Below are 19856 nucleotides of genomic sequence, written 5' to 3' on the forward strand. Positions count from 1 at the left end.
AAGTTCTATAAAATGAAACACCCTTCTGTTAATAAAATGATGTTTTTTTTGATTTTATCATTTTTTTTCTCGTCTACATTTTTAATAAATGCACAACAAGCCTTTAATCATCCCGAAAATTACGAATATAATAAAAAATGGAAATTTGGAGGTGGTTTAGGTTTAGGCTTTGGAAGTGGATATACAGATATTATGGTTGCACCTAGTGCTTTATATGAATTCAGTCCCTATTTCTCTCTAGGCTTCTCCTTGCAAGGTAACTATATCCAAAGTAAGAATCGTCATTATTATTACGATTCTGTAAAGGAATATAAGTCTTGGTTATATGGTGCTAGCTTACTGGCAATATCCAACCCAATTCCTCAAATCCAAGTATCTATAGAGTTAGAGCAATTACGAGCAAACAACACTTACACTTATAAGGATTCAGAAAAATTGACAGATAATTTTTGGAACACTGCATTATTTTTAGGTGTTGGGTACAATAGTGGTCCGGTAACAGTGGGTGTTAGATATAATGTTTTATTTAAAGAAAAAGATATGGTATACGGAAGTGCTTACATGCCTTTTGTTAGATTATATTTTTAAAATATGAATTAAACCAAAGCTTTATCTTCACATAAGTACTTGCTTATAAATACTACAAAAAAATTGTATTGCTTTGGCTTAATGATACACTTTTAAATAATCATGCCCCATTTAAGTGATCAACTTCTTGGGGCATAATTATTTTATAATCTATAGTTTTTTTTAATGTATATTTTTTGAATTTCTCGCTTTAAAATAAGAAAAATAACCTGCTTTAAATACTCCGTAATATCTGTTGCTTGAATATTTTTAATATGATTTTCATCCACATCCACCCGGTAAAGCAGTGTTGAAAATCGAGAAACATTACTAGAATTCAAAACCTTTGATAGTAGGTCAAAAAGTTCCTCCACTAACTGTTTTGGCGTACTTGATCCAAGGATAATAGTACTATCAATTGTAGTTTGCAGGTCCTTCTCAACTTGCCGGATTAAATCCTCAAGTAAGACTTGCTTGTTTACTTTTTGTTCCAAATATGTTTGTATCTCAAGCATAAAGTACTTGGTGTTTTTAAACCTGTCGATCCATTAGCTCTTGGCTAAAGGTTCGCAATTGCTGTTTTTTATCTAAAGGCAGATCCATAGCCTGCAAAATCTCTAAAGCCTTATTGGTATATTGTTCGATTAAAGTAACAGAGTCTTGGCTTGAACCTGTTTTTTCAAACAACTCTTTAACTCGATCAATCTTGTTTTGTCCTAGTAGAGTCTTATCTTGAAATAAATCTAATAATTCTTGTTTATCTTGGGCGTTTGCATTTTCCAAAGCTTTTAAAACCAAATAAGTTTTCTTATTCTCTAATATGTCACCACCAATTTTCTTACCAAAAGTAGACTCATCGCCAAAGGCATCTAAATAATCATCTTGTAATTGAAAAGCTAAGCCTAAATTTAAACCGAAATCATAAATATCTTGTGAGTTTTTTAAAGACGTTCCTGCAACAATAGCTCCCATTTTTAAAGCTGCGGCCACTAAAACTGCAGTTTTAAATTTGATCATTTGGATGTATTCTGAGATTTGAACATTATCTCTTCTCTCAAAATCAATATCCAATTGTTGTCCTTCACAAACCTCAATTGCAGTTTTGCTAAACAACTTTGCTAAATCCCTAAATATCAAAGGTTCGTAGTTTTCAAAATACTGATAGGCCAAAATCAACATAGCGTCACCAGATAGAATAGCCGTATTTACACTCCATTTCTCATGAACTGTTTGGTGTCCTCTACGCAAAGAAGCATCATCCATAATATCATCATGCATCAAAGAAAAGTTATGAAACATTTCAATTGCAGTGGCCGCATGAATGGCTTTTTGGGGATCACATCCAAAAACATCGGCTGCCATTAAGGTTAGAACCGGTCTAATTTGTTTACCTCCTAAAGATAAAATATAAGTAATTGGTCTGTACAACTCAACAGGCGAACTATTAAAAGAAATAGAATTAATGTGTTCTGAAATTTGATCTTTATATTTTACTATCGATTGCATTTAAAAATATTTTGAGGTAAAAATACGTGTTTTTTTAACATTGTACCCCCCAAATCTAAAGAACTTTGATTTTGCCTTTATACGTCTTGTTGTCGGGTAAATTACTATACGTTAAATTTGCCCCAAAAAAAGCACCTTTTTTTATATTTAGATTCAAGGTTGTTATATTTACCTAACTAACATATCTATTAATACAATGGAAAATGAAATTTTAGCAAAGGCTACGAAATTGTTTTTAGAACACGGATACAAATCGGTTACCATGGACGATATAGCCAATGAGTTAAATATCTCAAAGAAAACCATCTATGTTTATTATAGCTCTAAACCTCAATTAATAGAAAAAGCCCTTCAACATATAAATGGACAATATCTAGAGCAATTAGTTTTGGCCAATTCGAAAAAATCTGGAGCAATTGCTGAAATACTCTTTGCCAACAGCAGTATTAAAGATACTTTCGAAATAGATAGTTCGGTGGCAATGTACCAACTTCATAAATATTACCCAAAGATTGCATTAAAACAAAAAAGTGTTTACAAAAAGAAGTTCTTAAAGATTATAATTGATAATTTAAAAAGGGGGATTAAAGAAGGAGTTTATCGAAAAGACCTTGATGTGGATTATATTGCTAGATTTCACTTAGCGTCCCATGCAGCGAGACACGACCAGGATTTCTTCCCGCCCAAAGACTTTGATATAGATTATCTACGTCAACAACATCTTGAGTTTTACATGAGAAGCATTTGCACCGATGAAGGATTACAGCAATTTAAAGAGCTAGTTAATTTAATTGATTAACTTTACTTTAAACTAAGCAACAACCTATTAAGACAACATCCATACAAATTGCTACAAAACACCTATATACAAAACTATAATTTAGATCAAATTACTCATCGCTATGCAAATACGATGACAGATAGACGTATTGCTGTTTTAAATATAACTACTAAACACCAAAAATACTTTGTAAGAAATCGCCCTTATCAGTTTGCAAATTTCGGATTAATTTTAATTACCTCTGGTAAATGTGAGATTACTATTAATTTAGAACCAACAATTGTAAAAAAGGATGATCTACTTGTTGTGTTGTCTAATCAATTTTTTGAAATTAAAAACTTTACTCAAGACTTTACAGTGAAAACTCTTTTTGTTGATTCCGCTCTTTTTCTTGAGGCTGGATTTCATCTAAAATCAACTAATCTAATGGGGTTTTTCTCATCCTCACATGCTAAAGTAATCTCCTTGGATAGACAAATTGCTTTCATTTTAAAATACAACCTAAAACGTATCGCTCACCTCTCCTTTTTCAATAAAAACATTTTTGCTAAAGAGTTAATACTAACTTATTTCTCTACATTAATTTATGAAATAGCAGATTTTTACAACAAGCAAGTAAAACAAAGTGATAATACAAAATTAATTAGAAAAGAATCTCTAAGTAAAGACTTTTTGTTGCTAGTAGCAAAGCATTTTAAAACTCAAAAAAGAGTCGATTTTTATGCAGACCACCTGTATATCAGTAGAAAACACCTTACGAAAATAATTACAGAAGTTTTCAAAAAGACCCCAAAACAAATACTTATAGAAACCTTGATTTTAGAAGCAAAAATTTTATTAAAAAACCCTAACAACTCCATCAATGATGTTGTTTCAGAGCTAAATTTCACAGACAATTCGGTCTTTAGTAAATTCTTTAAACTCCACACTGGACGTTCTCCCAGAGAGTATAAAAATGAAAACTAATCTGTTAAAATATGCGTCTTTTTGACAACTATAACCGTTTATTTAACTACCATAATTTCGCCAATAAAGCGCAATTTTGTAAAGTATTACCTTAAGCATAGTTTCTTGACAAATGCAAGGTAATTAACTGCCTTTATGAGTCTAAAAAAGTTAATTAAATGAGTAACAAAAATACATTTGCCAATATCACTGCAATTGGGGGTTATGTACCAAGTAATAAACGAACTAATAGTGATTTAGAGAAAATCACAGACACTACAGATCAGTGGATACAAAAAAGAACTGGTATTAAAGAGCGTCGTATATTAGACAAAAAACTAGCTACCTCGGACATGGCGGTAGAAGCTATCAACAATATGGTTCAAGCATATAATAAAGACCTGAAAAGTATAGATGCTTTAATTATAGCTACCTCTACACCCGATATGCCAATGCCTAGTACAGCGAATATAGTTTGTCAAAAATTAGATTTACAAGGACCTTGGGCATTTGATATAAATGCAGCTTGTTCAGGCTTTTTATATGCCCTGGATCTCGCAGCCTCGTTAATTGAGTCTAAACGCTATAAGAATATTGTTGTGGTTGGCGCTGATAAGATTAGCTCTTATGTAGATTTACATGATCGTTCTACCAATATTCTATTTGGTGATGGTGCCGGAGCGGTGTGGTTAGAACCCAACCAGGATTCTGGTATTATTGATGCTTTGTTAATTAGTAATGGCCTTGGTCAAGAATTCTTAAATATTCAGGCCGGAGGATCTTTATATCCTAGTAGTGAAATTCAAGAACACCAAATGAATCCTTTTATTCAACAAGATGGAAAAGTAGTATTTAAACAAGCAGTAACCAATATGGCCCATGCTTGTAATACAATTTTACAGAAAAACAACATTTCCATTGATCAGGTTGATTATTTGGTTCCACATCAAGCAAACAAACGAATTATAGATGCGGTAGGAAATCAAATTGGAATTGAACCAAACAAGGCTTTAACCAATATTTCTCATCTTGGAAACACAATTGCAGCTACAATACCCCTTTGCCTTTGGGAGCATAAAAACCAGCTTAAAAAAGGAGATACTTTATTACTTACAGCCTTTGGAGCAGGTTTCTCTTGGGGAGCAAGCCTATTGACGTGGAACTTGTAAATACAGTCCATTAAAAAAGATTTCACAAACTAAATAAAAAAGGTCTCCATGGATGGAGACCTTTTTTTTTAGTTTGTAAACATACCTATAGAAGCTCTATAGGAAAATCAATCTTATTATCATTTAAATAATTAATCAACTTCATATGCTTTAATTCCATCTCAGAAGCACATTCACAGGCAATGGGACAAACAGAAAATGGAGAAATACGAAGTATTTTACAAACCTCATCTAAAGTATCGGTTTTTAATTTAGTTTTTCCATTTTCTATATCACAATAAGCTTTTTGAGAAATACCAAGACCAGTTGCAATATTTTCTTGGGTTAATCCCAATTCCTTTCTTCTACGTTTAATTTTTTTTACTTCCATAATCTTCTTTTTTTCTGACTTAGGCTAACTAGTACATTCTTTCTTTGTTAGTCTTAAAGCAAGGTCTATCCCTACTTGTAAACTAATCACTACTTATTACTTATCCAGATCAATTTTAAAGCTTGTACTGGTTTGTTAGAGCAAAATTAAGGGTATATATATTCATAAAACCTAACAAAAATCAGTTTTTAAAACATTTCCCATATTTTAATACTTTTTACTACTATTAATCCTAAGCTTAACTAATTTAAATTTCAAGAAAATTGTTAATAACTATGTGTACAACCCATATATTAATTAAATAATATTCGAGTTTTATCAAAATTTAAAATAAAGTTACTAACATAAATACAATATACATACAACTATAAATCAGCATATTATAGATATTCTAAATAAAAATAAACAAATCAAATGCCTTTTTTAAACATTCAAATAATAACTTTTAAACAAGTTATCAACATTGTTGATAACTTAAAGATATATCGTTGAGATAAAATTTTAAAAAGCCCTTATATACAGACATTTGTTATAGATATCAACAATTGTTGATAACCTTGTGTATAACTAAAAATTAAAAATACTATAACCAGAAATAATCTAAAAAATTAAAAATAGTTATTAACAAAACTAAAAATACATAAATAGCTTACTTACAATAATCTAGTTCGAAATAATAACTTATATATTACGATATATAAGATTTCTAATCAACTTATAAACTTTTTTTTTAAATTGTTAATAACCTTATCAACAAAATAATTTTTTAAACTAGGTCGATATGGATTAGCGAAAACATTTTATTTATTAAAAATATTGTTAAAAAAAACTATATTTATACTTAATATATGGAAGCTTCATGAAGTACTTTACATTTTGGTTAATAGCGTTTATTTTAATTTCGCAAAAACCTTTCGCTCAAAATAGTTTTAAAACAATTGTTATCAATAAAGATAGCATCCCACTTGATTTTGTGGATGTAAGACTCACAAATACAAACACCAAACAAACCTCACAGACATATAGTAATCAACAAGGCGAGATCTTTATTAAAGACTTAGCCAATGCTAATTATAAGTTAGAGTTGTTTTACTTTAACAATGCCCTATATCAAAAAGACATCAATATGAATAAGGACGTTAGTATTCCATATATTATCATAGATGATCACAACATATTACAGGAAATGGTGATTACCTCTGAAAAAAAATTAATAGAAAGAAAAATTGACAGACTCGTATATAACACTAGTGCAAGTATTAGTTCAACAGGTATGAGCGCCTTAGAAACTCTAGAAAACATACCTATGGTCAAAGTAGACAATGATCAGGTATCTCTGGTGGGAAAAAGTACGGTGCAAATTATGATTAATGACAGAATAACTTATTTAACTGGATCCTCTTTAACCAACTACCTTAAGTCTCTTAGCTCTGATGACATTGAAAAAATAGAAGTAATCACAACACCACCGGCCAAATATGATGCAGCTGGAAGAAGTGGTCTTATTAACATTGTTTTGAAGAAGTCAAATAAACAAGGGGTATTTGGTTCCCTTGGTGGTTCATACGCCTATTATAATCGCCCAAGTTATATGGCTAATACAAGTATAAACTACCAGAATAAAAAATGGAATATATCTTTAATAGCTAGTGGTAATGAATTTCGTAGTAATTCCAATTATATGAATAACTTCTACTCTGAAAATTCACAAATACTACAAAAAAATAATTCTAGTACAAATTCTAATTCATCTACGGCATTTCTAACTGTAAATTACGATTTCACCCCTAAAACAAACATAGGACTAAGTTATAATTTAGGTGGAAATAAAAGTGATATTATTAACTACAGACAATCAAACTTTTTAAATACACAAGTAAGCTCGCAAAGTACAATTAGTAAGTTACAGACAAAAGACAATAATAATAGCACAAATCACACCCTAAATGTATTTTTGAATCACCAAATAGACACCTTGGGAAGTAAATTACATCTGGGGGTTAATTACTTTTCTAATTTACCTACTAATAAAACTTATTTTTTTCCAATAACTACCCAAATATCTCCAGTATTTACTAATTTGAATAAGTTCAATTTAGACTACCAAGTAGCAAATATAAAGGCAGACGTTGAGCTGCATAGATCATGGGCAAAAATAGAGTTTGGTGCAAAGTACACACATTACAATAACAAAACTAATAATCGTTTTTTTTTAAATCAAGACAATGTACATCAAACAGATACTACAAAAACGAACCATTTTAATTACAAAGAGTACAATTATGCTGGGTACTTCTCTATAAGCAAAGAACTCACAGAAGATCTAGAAATTCAAGTAGGCCTAAGATATGAAAACACTCACTTAAAAGGACATTTGATACAAGACAATTCTAAATTTAGCAATACCTACGGGAAGTTCTTTCCGAGTTTCTTTTTAAGTTATTCACCATGGGAAAAACACGACTTCTCAGCAAATTATAGCGTAAGAATAGACCGACCTTCTCCTTCAATGCTAAACCCTTTCAAAATATACTCCGATGAGAATACCTATACAGAAGGTAATCCTTACTTAAGTCCATCTTATAGCAATAACATAGAAATTAATTACTTATTCAACAACCTACTTTCCTTAACTTTTAATTATAATAAAGTAACAGATGGATCTGATTATCTATCAGAAATAAATGGCTCTACTATTATAGAAAAATACAAAAACATACTAAATAGTGAAACTTATGATATAGAGGTTTCCTACAATGGTAAAACCCTGCAATGGTGGGAAACAAATACAAGTATCTATTACTATTATATAAATACTTATTTCAAAAGCCCGGCCACGCAAGTTGCTTTAAATGGAGGAACTGTAATGTTTAATTCCCAAAACACATTTAATCTAAATTCAAAAAAGAATCTATATTTACTTGTTAATTATTTTTATATGCCTAGAAGCAAAGAAGACAACACTAAATATAGCTCTCAAACTTATACAAATATAGCCCTAAAGGCAAGCTTACTTGATAGTAAATTAACTCTTATGTGTACATTAAGAGATGTATTCAATCAAAGTAAAAACCAGTTTACTATGTATTTCAAAGACCACGTACATAATTCCTATAATTATCATTATTTCAGAAGATTAACGATATCCGCTAATTACAGATTTGGAAATAGTAAAAACAAAAAAGCAATTAAACAAGCGGATTTTGAAGAGAAACAAAGAATAAATTAATAACAGACTATCAACAAACAGGTTTCTGTTAATTAACCCTCAAACTCTAGTAAATAATTAACTTTAACAAGTTGCTCTAAACAAGAGCGTTGTTAAATAAATTCAAATAATTTTTTTGTATAAAGTCTGTAGTATACGGATAATTTTTCCTTATTTTGTAACAGCAAATAATTATCTTTATAAAGCTCTTTTTAGTATTTCAAAAATGACCTCAAAAATTCAACTTAAATTAAATAATGATGTTCTTATTATTATTATACAAATGCTTGAACAAACAAGCGACTACATTATCAATAGTGTAACAGACGCACTAGTTTTAAGTTGTAAAGAAGAACTCATTTTTATATTAAACGACAGAGCTAAAAGTATTCAAAAGCAAGTTTCAATTCTTGATCATAATAAAAAGCACTCGTTAAGCCTGAAGTTTCATCAAGGTTATACTTTATTTAAACTATTAGATTTTTCCAATCAGAAGAATCACAACTTAGACAATAGAAATCAAAAAAAGATTTCTAAAATCATCGAGGATTTACAAGCAAAGGTTAATATATATACTACTGACCAGGCAGATAATTTTAATTTTGTTGACTTATCTGAGAATACTTTCAACCAAGTAGTAGAAGAGCAAAAAAACCTAACTACTAAAGGAGATCAGCTTGCTGTTTTAAACAGTGAAACTGAAAATAAGGATATTGTTGATCTAACTACTCAAAGTGATCAGCTTGCTGTTTTAAATAGTGGAACTGAAAATAAGGGTATTGTTGATCTAACTACTCAAAGTGATCAGCTTGCTGTTTTAAATAGTGAAACTGAAAATAAGGATATTGTTGATCTAACTACTCCAAGTGATCAGCTTACTTTTTTAAACACTGAAAATGAAAATAAGGATATTGTTGATCTAACTACTCAAAGTGATCAGCTTGCTGTTTTAAACACTGAAAATGAAAATAAGGATATTGTTGATCTAACTACTCAAAGTGATCAGCTTGCTGTTTTAAATAGTGAAACTGAAAATAAGGATATTGTTGATCTAACTACTCAAAGTGATCAGCTTGCTGTTTTAAACACTGAAAATGAAAATAAGGATATTGTTGATCTAACTACTCCAAGTGATCAGCTTGCTGTTTTAAATAGTGAAAATGAAAATAAGGATATTGTTGATCTAACTACTCAAAGTGATCAGCTTGCTGTTTTAAACACTGAAAATGAAGATGAACATCGAGATTTAAGAAGCGGTGAAAACCCTTTTTTAACTACCTTGGATCAAGAAAAAGAAAAATCAATGCCTTCTTTAGACTTTGGAGAATATTTTGCCGTACAAAAACAAGGCTTAACTCAAAGTTTAGACCAATTATTAGACTCAGAAACACAAAAGAAAAATTTAAAAACTAAAAAAGAAGTAATAGGTAGTAAATCGAAAGAAAAAAAGAATAAATCCAAGGATATAGATAATGGCCAAATAAGTTTATTCTAAAGCTAATAAAAAATCTAACTCTTCAACCATAAAGGAATTACCGTTACGTAAATCGAATTGTTGTGCGTAGGCATAAGCTCTTTTTGAAAAAATTTCATACAATTCTCTAAGACTATATTTACCAGATTCTTTATAATATAAAAGATGACTAGGAAAATTAAATTGCTTAACTCCTGTTTCATTTTTTAACATACAAACTGCATGTTTTAAAAAGAAGTAACTGTAAAAATCCTCTGCATTATGTTCATATATACACATTTTCTCAAAACAACTCCAACAACTTTCATCCCCATAGGCATATTGCAAAAACATAAATAGAATCCGAGACCTCACGTCAGTTATGGAATCATTTTCGTTATAATTTTGTTGGTTTTCAAAAGCTAATTCATAAAAGTCTCTAGCTCTGGAATCTTTAAGTATATATAACTCGAAAGCAAAAACACTGTAGCTGTCAAAACTAGTATGAATGTCTTGAAAAGCATTAATAAATAATTTATTTGCAATTAAAATTGCTTTATCTATTTGACCTAATTTCAATAAATTATAAGCTCGAAGTGTTAATTCAAAAGCAGGGTGATCTCCCAAGGGATCTATCATAAGTTCATCTAGTTTATCTATCACTTGTTGGGCTTTATCGAATTGCCTTAAGTGTTGATACCAAATTCCCATAATTTGATAATACCCCCTTGCACTGTAGCCATTTCTTACTAGACGTTGTAAGAAATCTTCGGCAATTTGGTGAATACTTTCTTTTGAAATACAGGTATTGCCAAAGCTACAAGCAAACATCCACTTATACTCAAACAGCAAATCAGATTCTATTAAAATTTCTGAGTTCTGGGCTTGCATATCCAATATCCAACTAAAAGCCGGAAAACTTAATTTACAACTTGGCGTTAATGCCTCTATATTAATTAACCTAAGGCGAAGCTCAAATCCCCAGAGAATATCTCTATGGCGATCTGCTATTTGTATCGCGCTTTGCAACAACTGTAGTTGATAAGGGGAATCAACACTACTTTCCACTTTTAAAAGTAATTTCTGTATCTCTAAATTATGGTGCATCATAAACAAATTGGCCTTAATTAAAAAGTAGGTGAATAAATCACCTACTTTTTATGCTAACATCTTATCTACTTCTAAAACAAAGTTATTATTACCATTTCTTTGGTCAAAAAGTTTAGCATAGTGGTATGCTCTATCTTTAAAATAAACGTACAGTTCAGATAAATCATAAACCCCATCACTCTTATAGTATGGTAATTTAGGTGATAAATTTAAAACTTGCTCACCTCCCTGCTTCATAATAGGAGCCATGTACTTTGCGAAATTTAAAATATGAAGGTCTTCTGCTCCTAATTCCCATTCACTGATTCGTTCAAAGAAATTCCACAAATCTTTATGGTTATGTTTAGCCATATAACTTACAAGCTGATTCATAGAATAACCAACTGAACTATCTAATTTGTTGTTTTGGTAATACTCGGCCAAAGCTTTTTCAAAAAACTCTTCTGCTCGGGGATCAGAAATTTTATCTAACTGATAAGCATAATTACAAAATGTATTAAATGGCATAGAATAGCAAGTCAATTTTTTATTTACTAAATCACTGGCTGCTACTAAAGATTCTTCTAAGTAGCCGCGAACTAGTAAATTTTCAACTTTTGAATCTAATTCACAAGCAGGACAATTAGTCATATCATCAACAATATGTTTTTCACTTAACTCTATATACTCATGAGCCTTTGTATAATCTCTTAAATGAGAGGCCAAGCCAGTCATTACATTATAGTAAGCTCTTAAGCTATATCCATTTTTCAATAAACGTTTTTTTAAATCCTCTCCAATAGCTAACACCTGTTCCATAGGAATTGATGCGTTTCTATAGGCTGAATTAAACATCCACTTATATTCCCATAAAAACTCAGATTCATCAAAATAATCTTCATTAGAATCACTTGTGTCCAAAATCCATGCAAAAGCAACAAAACTCTCCTCACAACGTGAAGTGTTTCTTTCTTTTTGAATTAAATTTAAACGCAAATCAAACCCCCAATCAATATCATTATGTTTATCTGCAATTTTTATAGCTTGCTTTAAAGCAATAACTTTATCATTATGGTCTTCTATATTTTCTAAATTCAATAGAATTTTTTGTATCTCTAAATTATAATTCATCGTAAAAACTTATCTTTTTAATTCTTTAAAACTTTAGTTAACTCATCGCTACGAAATGTATTTTTATTTCGCTTATCAAATTCTAGTGCCAAATCTCTAGCCTGCTTATAAAAGTATTTTTGCATAACTTGTGTATCGTATACACCAGTGTTATTGTAAAAAGGAATTTGCCTAGAAATATCTAGCTCTATGCAAGTCGTTTTCTTACAAATACTTGCCATATGCATGGACAAAAATAAACGTAAATCATCCTCCGCATCAATCTCCCAACTAGAGATGCTCTGATAAGTAGACCACAACATTGGATCATCCAGCAAATACATCGCATATAAATATCTTGTCATTGAGTAAAGCATTGAGCTGTTTATATCTTTAATACCAACTAGCTCCTGTTTAGCTTTTTCTAAATAATACTCACTGCGTGGATCTCTTTGAATTGCTAGGTAATAGGCTAATGTACAAAACGAAGCAAAAGGCAAACAAAAGCTACGTAACTTTAATGCTTGCATTTGATCACTTAAATAAATAGCCTTGTTGAAATCTGTGTTTATCGCTGCATTTTCAATTTGGTAGTCATATTGACTAACTAAATCAAACTCCTGGTCAAAGGGCTCTTTAACACCTAATTCCAAATACTTAGTACTTTTTTGACCATCTCCAATCCCTTGATAAAATAAACTCAAGGAAAAATAAAAACCTTTTTTACTCATACCATATCTATCTAATCTAGACTCTAAGTCTTCAGCAATAGAGAGTATATTAACTAAGGGAACATTCTTATTGCTATACGCACTACAAAACATCCATAGATATGCCAAAAGGTATTGTTCCTGCTCATAATACTCTGGATCCTCATCGGTCACTTTCAGTATCCAAGCAAATGCCTGCATACTATGAGTTGCTTTACTACTTGATCTTTCAAGTAAAATTATAGAGTACCTCATCTCCAATCCCCAATGAATATCTCCATGTTTATCCGCAATATCAATAGCCCTTTTCAAGCACGATATAACAAAATTATCATCGTTTATATTATCGGCCACTTGCATTAAAAGCTTTTGAATTTCTAAGCCGTAGTGCATTAGTTAAAATTTAGGTAAAAAATTAGACATTCCTAAAATCATAAACTGATACAAGGCATCATTAAAAGTATCCATTTCTCTTTTATCAATAGTGTAACCACCTAGCATTAATGACTGAACATACAATACATTTATTAAGGCTTGAAAAAGCTCGGGATCATCAATGACCATCAGCTTTTGCACTAAATCATTATTCTGATTAAAACAAAGAGTAGGCTTAACTGTCTCATGTCTATTAATATGACCTAGACTACTTGCAAAGGGATTATTACTTTTCGATAAGTTCTGAATATTCTTACTGGCTAACGACTCCTCGGTTGCAATATAAATTGCAGTAGTATCATTTGGCTCAAATATCTTTACCTCCGCTTGACAAAAATGATTATCTAAAATTTTATTACACCTACCAATGAACTCTGCAATAGTTGAATCTTGGCTTACTGCGGGGGAAAACTCCAGCAAAATATCTGTGGGGTCAATATAATTTATTTCTATTTGTGAATTACTTTCTTTTAATTTTTCAATAAGATCGGATTCGTAGCTATAAGCTGCATTAATCACTAATTTACTTTGACTACCAGCTATGCGACGAATTTGTCTAAAATCATCTAAAGATGGTGTATAATAAATTTTACTATATGCTGATTTTATATCACCAAATAGCATTGTTCCTTTATTGGTCTCAAAAGATAAATAGTCCTCAAACAATAACATTATCTGTTTATCAGAGGATGCTAAGTTTTTTATGTAGGTATTGTGAATAGATGTTATCTGTCTTAAGGTAAATACATCAGTCAAAGCCAATGTCTTTAAGTAATCTTTAAAGCATTCACTTAATTGCTTCTTTGTATCCTGTAAAGCATTATTATTCATTAAAGACTCTCTAGAGGCAGTAGGCTGCAAAGCATTGGCATTAATTACACAACGTACAAACGAAGTCCATTCTGGAAGCAAATTAGGAGCTTGATCACATAAATACATCCTTTTTACAAAAATCTTATGTTCCTTTGTAGCAGTACTATTTACTTTATTAGGTAAAATATAAGCAACCCCCTGTAATTGGCCAGCATCAGATTCAAGTCTAAATACGTCTAAAAAATCCGTCTTAAACAACTCCCTACCATATTCTAATAATTCTTTTTTGGAGCTATTTGGATTTAACCATACTGGATTACCAGTCAAACATGTTTGAGTTTGGTTATTTTGAATCAAGTTAACCTCTATGGGTAAAGCACTTCCATAGAAAATGACATTTTGCTTTACTTCCTCTAAAGAAAAAAGGCTCTTCCAATTACTTTTAGCAGTTAAAATAATACGTGTTCCTACCTCAGGTAACAACTCTATAACTTCTACCTTATAGGTTCCATCTGCTCTACCTGTCCATCTGACAGATTCATTTTTATACAAAGAACGTGTCTCTACAACAATAGTTTCACTTACAACAAGACAAGATAAAAGACCTATTCCAAATTTACCTATTAAATCTTTTTCAGCAAAATCTCCTCTTTTTGAACTTTGCCCGATTACCGATAAAAATTCATGCACGTCTTGGGTGGTTAGTCCAACACCATTATCTTGAAAAATTAATTGATCTTTTGAAAAAGTAATATTTACGCAACCTTTAAATTCAGGGTCTAACGACTTTCGCATTGTAACGGCATCCATCGCATTTTGTAAAAGTTCACGGATAAAAACTGTAGGTGAACTATAAATATGTTCACTTAAAAGTTCTATCATCCCTTTCATGTTCACCTGAAATTGATATTCATTCTTATTCTGACTCATTATCGTCTTCTTTTACGTGGTCCTCCAATAATTTTTTGAGCTTCCTCATTGCCATTCTCAGCTGCTGATTGGTACCATTGTAAGGCCAATTCATCACTTTGCTCAACTCCTAAGCCTTGTAAATAACAGTTACCAAGAACATACTGGGAAACATTATATCCAGCCTGAGCAGCTTGTCTTAAATAAGTTATAGCTTGTTGTGGATCTTTTTGGCAACCTTCTCCTTTAAGTAACATAGGTCCTAGATAATCCATTGCCTCAACCATACCTTGGTCAGCAATTTGTTTAAAATATTTAAATGCTTGTGTTTTATCCTGTTCACAACCTATTCCAAAAAAATAGGCTTGTGCTAAACGTGAAGTTGCAGCTGTATATTGTCTTTCTGAGGCTTGCTTATAATAATCAAATGCGGCTTTTTCATCTACCACAGTCCCAATTCCAAATTGATAACAAACACCAATACCTTCAGATATCCAATTTAACTCCTCTGCCTTTTTATAATAGGCGAAAGCTTTATCATAGTTTTGCTCTGAGCCATAACCGTAAAGATAGAAGTCACCCAAGGTAAGCATCGCTAAAGCACTACCTTGCTCAATGGCCAATTCTAACCAATATATACCCTTATCTACATCGGAAGCCAACTCTTTATCACCATACAAATAATAATACCCTACTTTGTACTGAGCGTAAGCAATGCCTACTTCAGCGGCTTGTAACATATAATTTAAAGCTGTGGGAATACTTATCTCTAGACCACAAGTTCCTTCTTCATAGGCTAAGGCAATATCTACATTAGCATCTACATAACCTAACTCTAATGCCTTGTGAAATTGATTTAAAGCTAAAACCTCGTCTGCTTGAGCTGCGATACCATATCTATTAAATCTAGCTGTTTGGTAAACTGCTTCAGGGATATCTTTACTACCGGCCAATTCATAATAAGAAAAAGCTTTCTGCATATCTGGTTCACCTAAAAGTCCATCTTCGTATATAACTCCAAGACGATAAGCGGCATACCAATACTGATTGTCTAAAGCTTGTTGTAATAATTCTAATGCATTAGCAATGTTTTGCTGATTTTCCTCAAGTCGTAAATAAACAGATGCCAGCTCTACTCTAGCATAATCAGAACCAAAGTCCTGTACGGCTCTTTGAAAATATGAAATAGCCTTTTCAAGGTCAATCTCTGTGGCATAACCCTCACTATAATAACGTCCTGAATATTCAATTGCATATAATAAGTTACCTTGAGCGGCAATTTCAAAATAATGCAATGCTTTTTGATAATCAGCTTGTGGTTCGATTTGCCCAGTATGGTAAGCATATCCTAAATGGAACAAAGCCTCCATACTACCCAATTCACCAGCTTTCTCTAAAAGTACTTTAGCCTGTTGACTATCTTTTTCTACTATTTGTCCATCTAATAAAATAATAGCTTTTTCTAAGCAAGCCTTTGTTGAGTCATTTTCTATAGCTTGATCTAAATATCTAAATACCTGTAATGTGTCTACTTCAGACTCATTTTTAAGTAATTCTAAGGCTATAGAAACTAAAGATTCACTTACATTATATTTAGCACATAAATCCAAATAATACATCCCTAATTGCTTATTTTCATATTCTGGTAACTCAGGATATAAATAATTCATCGCCAATACATGTCCAGATAATAAAACACCTTGTTCAAAAGCTTGTTTTAATAAATCAAAACCAACTTCGAGCGAACAACCCAATTCATTAAACCTTCCATTTATACAAAGCATTCCCTTTAAATACTTACTAAAAATTAAGTTTTTTTGAATTCCTTGATCTAAAACTTCTAAAGCAAGCTTATCTTGTGCTTCTCTTAAATAAAAATCTGCTAGATTATAGTTCGCTTCTGTATTTTTTATAACTTCAATACCAAACTCCTGTAAAACCTCCCATGCACTTTGGGCTGATTCACAAGTATTAAACCTATAATTACATAAATAAAAAATAGCCAAAGAATCATTATTAGCCGACAACTCTGTTAAATACTTAATCCCAAGTTCTGTATCTTTATCAAATCCAAGTTCACCATATAATAAGGCCTTAGCATAATATGCTTTGCCTTGTGGACTATTGTTTAAATATGCTTGATTCAAATACTGTTTTGCTAAGGGAACATTAGTGAATGTATCGCGGGTCTTATTATATAAGTTAAATAAAAATGTATTTGCCTGTAAATACCCATGTTCAACTAAAGACTCACATAACTCTAAACTAGACTTGAACCAGTGTTCGTAATTTTGGTCATCTAATACAATAGAACTGTATTGCATAGCTGGTAGTTCAAACATTTTTGAGGCTAACTTGAAAAAAATATCTTCTTGTAGAATATTTTGTTGCTTTGCAACTCTACAAACTGCCAAAGCCTTATACCATAGATCTCTATTTTGACTAATATCCAATTCCGCTAATTCTTTAGCTACTTGAATAAGATTTTGTGTATTTGTCTTTAACTGCTGCTCGAATTTGGTAAATATACTTGCGAAATCTATCATCTGCATTAATTTGAATATAAAGTTATCTAGCAAATGTAACAAATCCAACACAAAGACGCTAGTTGGTAGATATTAAATAATACAACAAAATATGGCCGTATTTACAAAAAACATCAGTAGATACCCCTTGTATGAAACAACCCGCAAACAACGATATTTTAAACGCGATCTAAGTATGCTTTATTTACTCTAGAACTAGCAATAAAAGAAGCAATAAAACCTAAGAAAAATATAGAAGATAAAACCAAGATAATATTAAACCAATCAAATTCAATTGGGTAGGCCATATCAGGTCTTATCATAATAAAATGAAAGTTTTGCTGTAAGACAACAAAAATAATTCCAAGAGTAACTCCCACTAAACCACCCAGCGAGCTAATAATCATTCCTTGGTACAGAAATATTTTTTTTAAATCAAAAGGATTCACTCCAATATTATAAAGTGTCTTAATATTGGGTTGTTTTTCTAATATTATCATAATCAATGCCCCTACTAAAGTAAACAAAGCCATAATAACAACTAAGACAAAGATTAAATAAACAACTAAGTTCTCTGTATTGAGCATGCGATAAAGTCCATCGTTCAACTGTGCTTTATCCTTAACAATGAAATCCGTTGGAAAAACCTTTAATATACTTGATATTGCTTGACTCTTAGAGGCCCCAGGAGCCAATTTAAATTCCAGATTTGTTACCTGATCAGGTGCAATAGATAAAAGTTCTCTTGCCACATTTATATCAACAAAAACATATTTACTATCAATATCCTCATGTTGGGTCACATACACTCCAACTGGAAATAATGTCTTTTTAACAAATGCATTCTCTGGGTTATCTATTACTCCTCTCCCTGGTTTAATAGACACAGCCTCGAAAGGATTCTGTGTATCATACAAACTCATAGAAAAAACAACGGGTATACCAAAGCCAACCACAGCATCGTGACTGTTTTGATCAAACCAATAGCCGTATTCAACTTTCTTATCAAACCCACTTACTTTATCAAACTCATTATCCACACCTTTTATTAAAGCAACGGCTTGTTTTTCTTTGTATGAAAAAAGTAATCTATCCTCAACTACCTTTGCGATTCCATAAAATAATTTTGATGCCTCCAACTTCTCGAGTTCACTGGAACTTACAACGAAACTTTTTCCTTTTTCGCTGTATAATTTCAGGTCTGGATCTAAATCATTTACAAAGGATAGACTAAAGGTGCGAAGGCCACTAAAAACAGATAACACGATAAACATCGCCATTGCACTAACAATAATACCCATAGAGGCTATTGCTGCAATAACATTAATAGCTTTGCTTTTAGTTTTACTAAAAGCATAGCGTTTGGCGATGTAAAATGGGAAATTCAACTACTTCTTTTTTCTTTTGTCTAATAAATTAGGATCAGCAATTGGGTTCTGGTCCCCTTTTAATGCATTATCAATCTTCTCAATGTAATCAAGACTATCATCAATATAGAATTGTAAATCTGGCACTTTTCTTAATTGATTTTTTACTCTTTGAGCTAATTCATGCTTAATTAATGGTGCATTAGATTGAATTGCCTTTAAAAGTTCAGGTCCTTTTTCTGCCGGAAAAATACTTAAATATACTTTTGAGATAGATAAATCCGTTGTCACACTAACCTTTGAAACGGAAATAATTAAATTAGTAATTCCGTTTGCACGTACTTGTCCTTGCAAAATATCTACGATATCATTTTGCAATAAAGCACCCATTTTTTTTTGTCTATTTGTTTCCATAACGCAAAAATACGATTTTTTACCAACTAAACTTTTTTATATTTGTCTAAACAACCAAAAATACAATGAAAAAAATAGAACACATTGGAATTGCAGTGAAAAATCTACAAGAATCAAATCTTTTATTTGAAAAGCTCTTAGGCGCTGCCCCTTACAAACAAGAAACCGTGGAAAGTGAAGGGGTAAGCACATCTTTTTTTATGACAGGTCCAAATAAAATTGAACTTCTACAGGCAACCCATGAAAATAGTCCAATAGCAAAATTCATCCAAAACAAAGGAGAAGGTATTCACCATATAGCTTTTGAAGTTGAAGATATAAAAAAAGAAATAGAAAGATTATCTAACCAAGGGTTTACTATTCTAAATGAAATACCAAAAAAAGGCGCTGATAATAAACTAGTTGCTTTTTTACACCCCAAAACTACAAACGGGGTTCTGATTGAATTATGTCAAGAAATTAAATAATTTTACATAAAACACTTG

General features: G+C 31.3%; 17 protein-coding genes. 7 read left to right on the forward strand and 10 right to left on the reverse strand.

Annotated elements, in window-relative coordinates; genetic code table 11:
• Positions 1-12: 12 nt before the first annotated feature.
• Positions 13-588: a hypothetical protein gene (locus ACYSNV_RS00850; RefSeq protein ID WP_461760673.1), complete on the forward strand. Its 576-nt coding sequence runs from the start codon at positions 13-15 to the stop codon at positions 586-588.
• A gap of 143 nt (positions 589-731) precedes the next feature.
• On the opposite strand, the gene ACYSNV_RS00855 is transcribed toward ACYSNV_RS00850, so the two are convergent.
• Both ACYSNV_RS00855 and ACYSNV_RS00860 read right to left on the reverse strand, forming a co-directional pair.
• On the reverse strand, positions 732-1082 hold the full coding sequence (locus ACYSNV_RS00855; protein WP_461760674.1) for a hypothetical protein: 351 nt from the start codon (positions 1080-1082) through the stop codon (positions 732-734).
• A 16-nt stretch (positions 1083-1098) separates the two neighbouring features.
• Entirely contained in the window at positions 1099-2073 is a 975-nt protein-coding gene (locus ACYSNV_RS00860) for a polyprenyl synthetase family protein (protein WP_461760675.1), read from the reverse strand.
• Positions 2074-2269: 196 nt separating this feature from the next.
• Between ACYSNV_RS00860 and ACYSNV_RS00865 the strand changes: the two genes are divergently transcribed.
• The 3 genes from ACYSNV_RS00865 to ACYSNV_RS00875 all read left to right on the forward strand — a co-directional run bounded on the left by ACYSNV_RS00865 (position 2270) and on the right by ACYSNV_RS00875 (position 4968).
• Positions 2270-2872: a TetR/AcrR family transcriptional regulator gene (locus ACYSNV_RS00865; protein ID WP_461760676.1), complete on the forward strand. Its 603-nt coding sequence runs from the start codon at positions 2270-2272 to the stop codon at positions 2870-2872.
• A gap of 48 nt (positions 2873-2920) precedes the next feature.
• Complete coding sequence (locus ACYSNV_RS00870) at positions 2921-3820, forward strand: helix-turn-helix domain-containing protein (RefSeq protein WP_461760677.1); 900 nt, start codon at positions 2921-2923, stop codon at positions 3818-3820.
• A 158-nt stretch (positions 3821-3978) separates the two neighbouring features.
• Positions 3979-4968, forward strand: a complete 990-nt coding sequence (locus tag ACYSNV_RS00875) for a beta-ketoacyl-ACP synthase III (RefSeq protein WP_461760678.1) — start codon at positions 3979-3981, stop codon at positions 4966-4968.
• A gap of 85 nt (positions 4969-5053) precedes the next feature.
• On the opposite strand, the gene ACYSNV_RS00880 is transcribed toward ACYSNV_RS00875, so the two are convergent.
• Complete coding sequence (locus ACYSNV_RS00880; RefSeq protein WP_461760679.1) at positions 5054-5338, reverse strand: helix-turn-helix domain-containing protein; 285 nt, start codon at positions 5336-5338, stop codon at positions 5054-5056.
• Positions 5339-6197: 859 nt separating this feature from the next.
• Between ACYSNV_RS00880 and ACYSNV_RS00885 the strand changes: the two genes are divergently transcribed.
• A complete protein-coding gene (locus tag ACYSNV_RS00885) occupies positions 6198-8567 on the forward strand; it encodes a TonB-dependent receptor domain-containing protein (protein ID WP_461760680.1) in 2370 nt (789 codons plus the stop codon).
• A 205-nt stretch (positions 8568-8772) separates the two neighbouring features.
• Positions 8773-10041, forward strand: coding sequence for a hypothetical protein (locus tag ACYSNV_RS00890; RefSeq protein WP_461760681.1), 1269 nt, complete (start codon positions 8773-8775; stop codon positions 10039-10041).
• Here ACYSNV_RS00890 and ACYSNV_RS00895 read toward each other — a convergent pair.
• The 7 genes from ACYSNV_RS00895 to rbfA all read right to left on the reverse strand — a co-directional run bounded on the left by ACYSNV_RS00895 (position 10033) and on the right by rbfA (position 19371).
• Positions 10033-11109, reverse strand: a complete 1077-nt coding sequence (locus ACYSNV_RS00895) for a hypothetical protein (RefSeq protein ID WP_461760682.1) — start codon at positions 11107-11109, stop codon at positions 10033-10035. The two genes, ACYSNV_RS00890 and ACYSNV_RS00895, sit on opposite strands and share 9 nt — an antisense overlap.
• Before the next feature lie 48 nt (positions 11110-11157).
• Positions 11158-12219 (reverse strand): hypothetical protein, encoded by a 1062-nt coding sequence (locus ACYSNV_RS00900; protein WP_461760683.1) that lies wholly within the window; start codon positions 12217-12219, stop codon positions 11158-11160.
• 17 nt (positions 12220-12236) lie between these two features.
• Positions 12237-13301 carry a hypothetical protein gene (locus ACYSNV_RS00905; protein WP_461760684.1) on the reverse strand — a complete coding sequence of 355 codons (1065 nt, stop codon included), beginning with the start codon at positions 13299-13301 and terminating at the stop codon, positions 12237-12239.
• 3 nt (positions 13302-13304) lie between these two features.
• A complete protein-coding gene (locus ACYSNV_RS00910) occupies positions 13305-15086 on the reverse strand; it encodes an HSP90 family protein (RefSeq protein WP_461760685.1) in 1782 nt (593 codons plus the stop codon).
• Complete coding sequence (locus tag ACYSNV_RS00915) at positions 15086-17611, reverse strand: tetratricopeptide repeat protein (RefSeq protein WP_461760686.1); 2526 nt, start codon at positions 17609-17611, stop codon at positions 15086-15088. The genes ACYSNV_RS00910 and ACYSNV_RS00915 overlap by 1 nt, the downstream gene beginning before the upstream one ends.
• Positions 17612-17769: 158 nt before the next feature.
• Positions 17770-18978: an ABC transporter permease gene (locus ACYSNV_RS00920; RefSeq protein ID WP_461760687.1), complete on the reverse strand. Its 1209-nt coding sequence runs from the start codon at positions 18976-18978 to the stop codon at positions 17770-17772.
• The gene (rbfA, locus tag ACYSNV_RS00925; RefSeq protein ID WP_461760688.1) at positions 18979-19371 is read right to left on the reverse strand and encodes a 30S ribosome-binding factor RbfA; all 393 of its coding nucleotides are present in this window, start codon (positions 19369-19371) and stop codon (positions 18979-18981) included.
• Positions 19372-19436: 65 nt separating this feature from the next.
• On the opposite strand from rbfA, the gene mce reads away from it, so the two are divergent.
• Positions 19437-19838, forward strand: coding sequence for a methylmalonyl-CoA epimerase (gene mce / locus ACYSNV_RS00930; RefSeq protein ID WP_461760689.1), 402 nt, complete (start codon positions 19437-19439; stop codon positions 19836-19838).
• Positions 19839-19856: the final 18 nt, after the last annotated feature.

This window comes from Myroides sp. LJL119, from assembly GCF_054871605.1.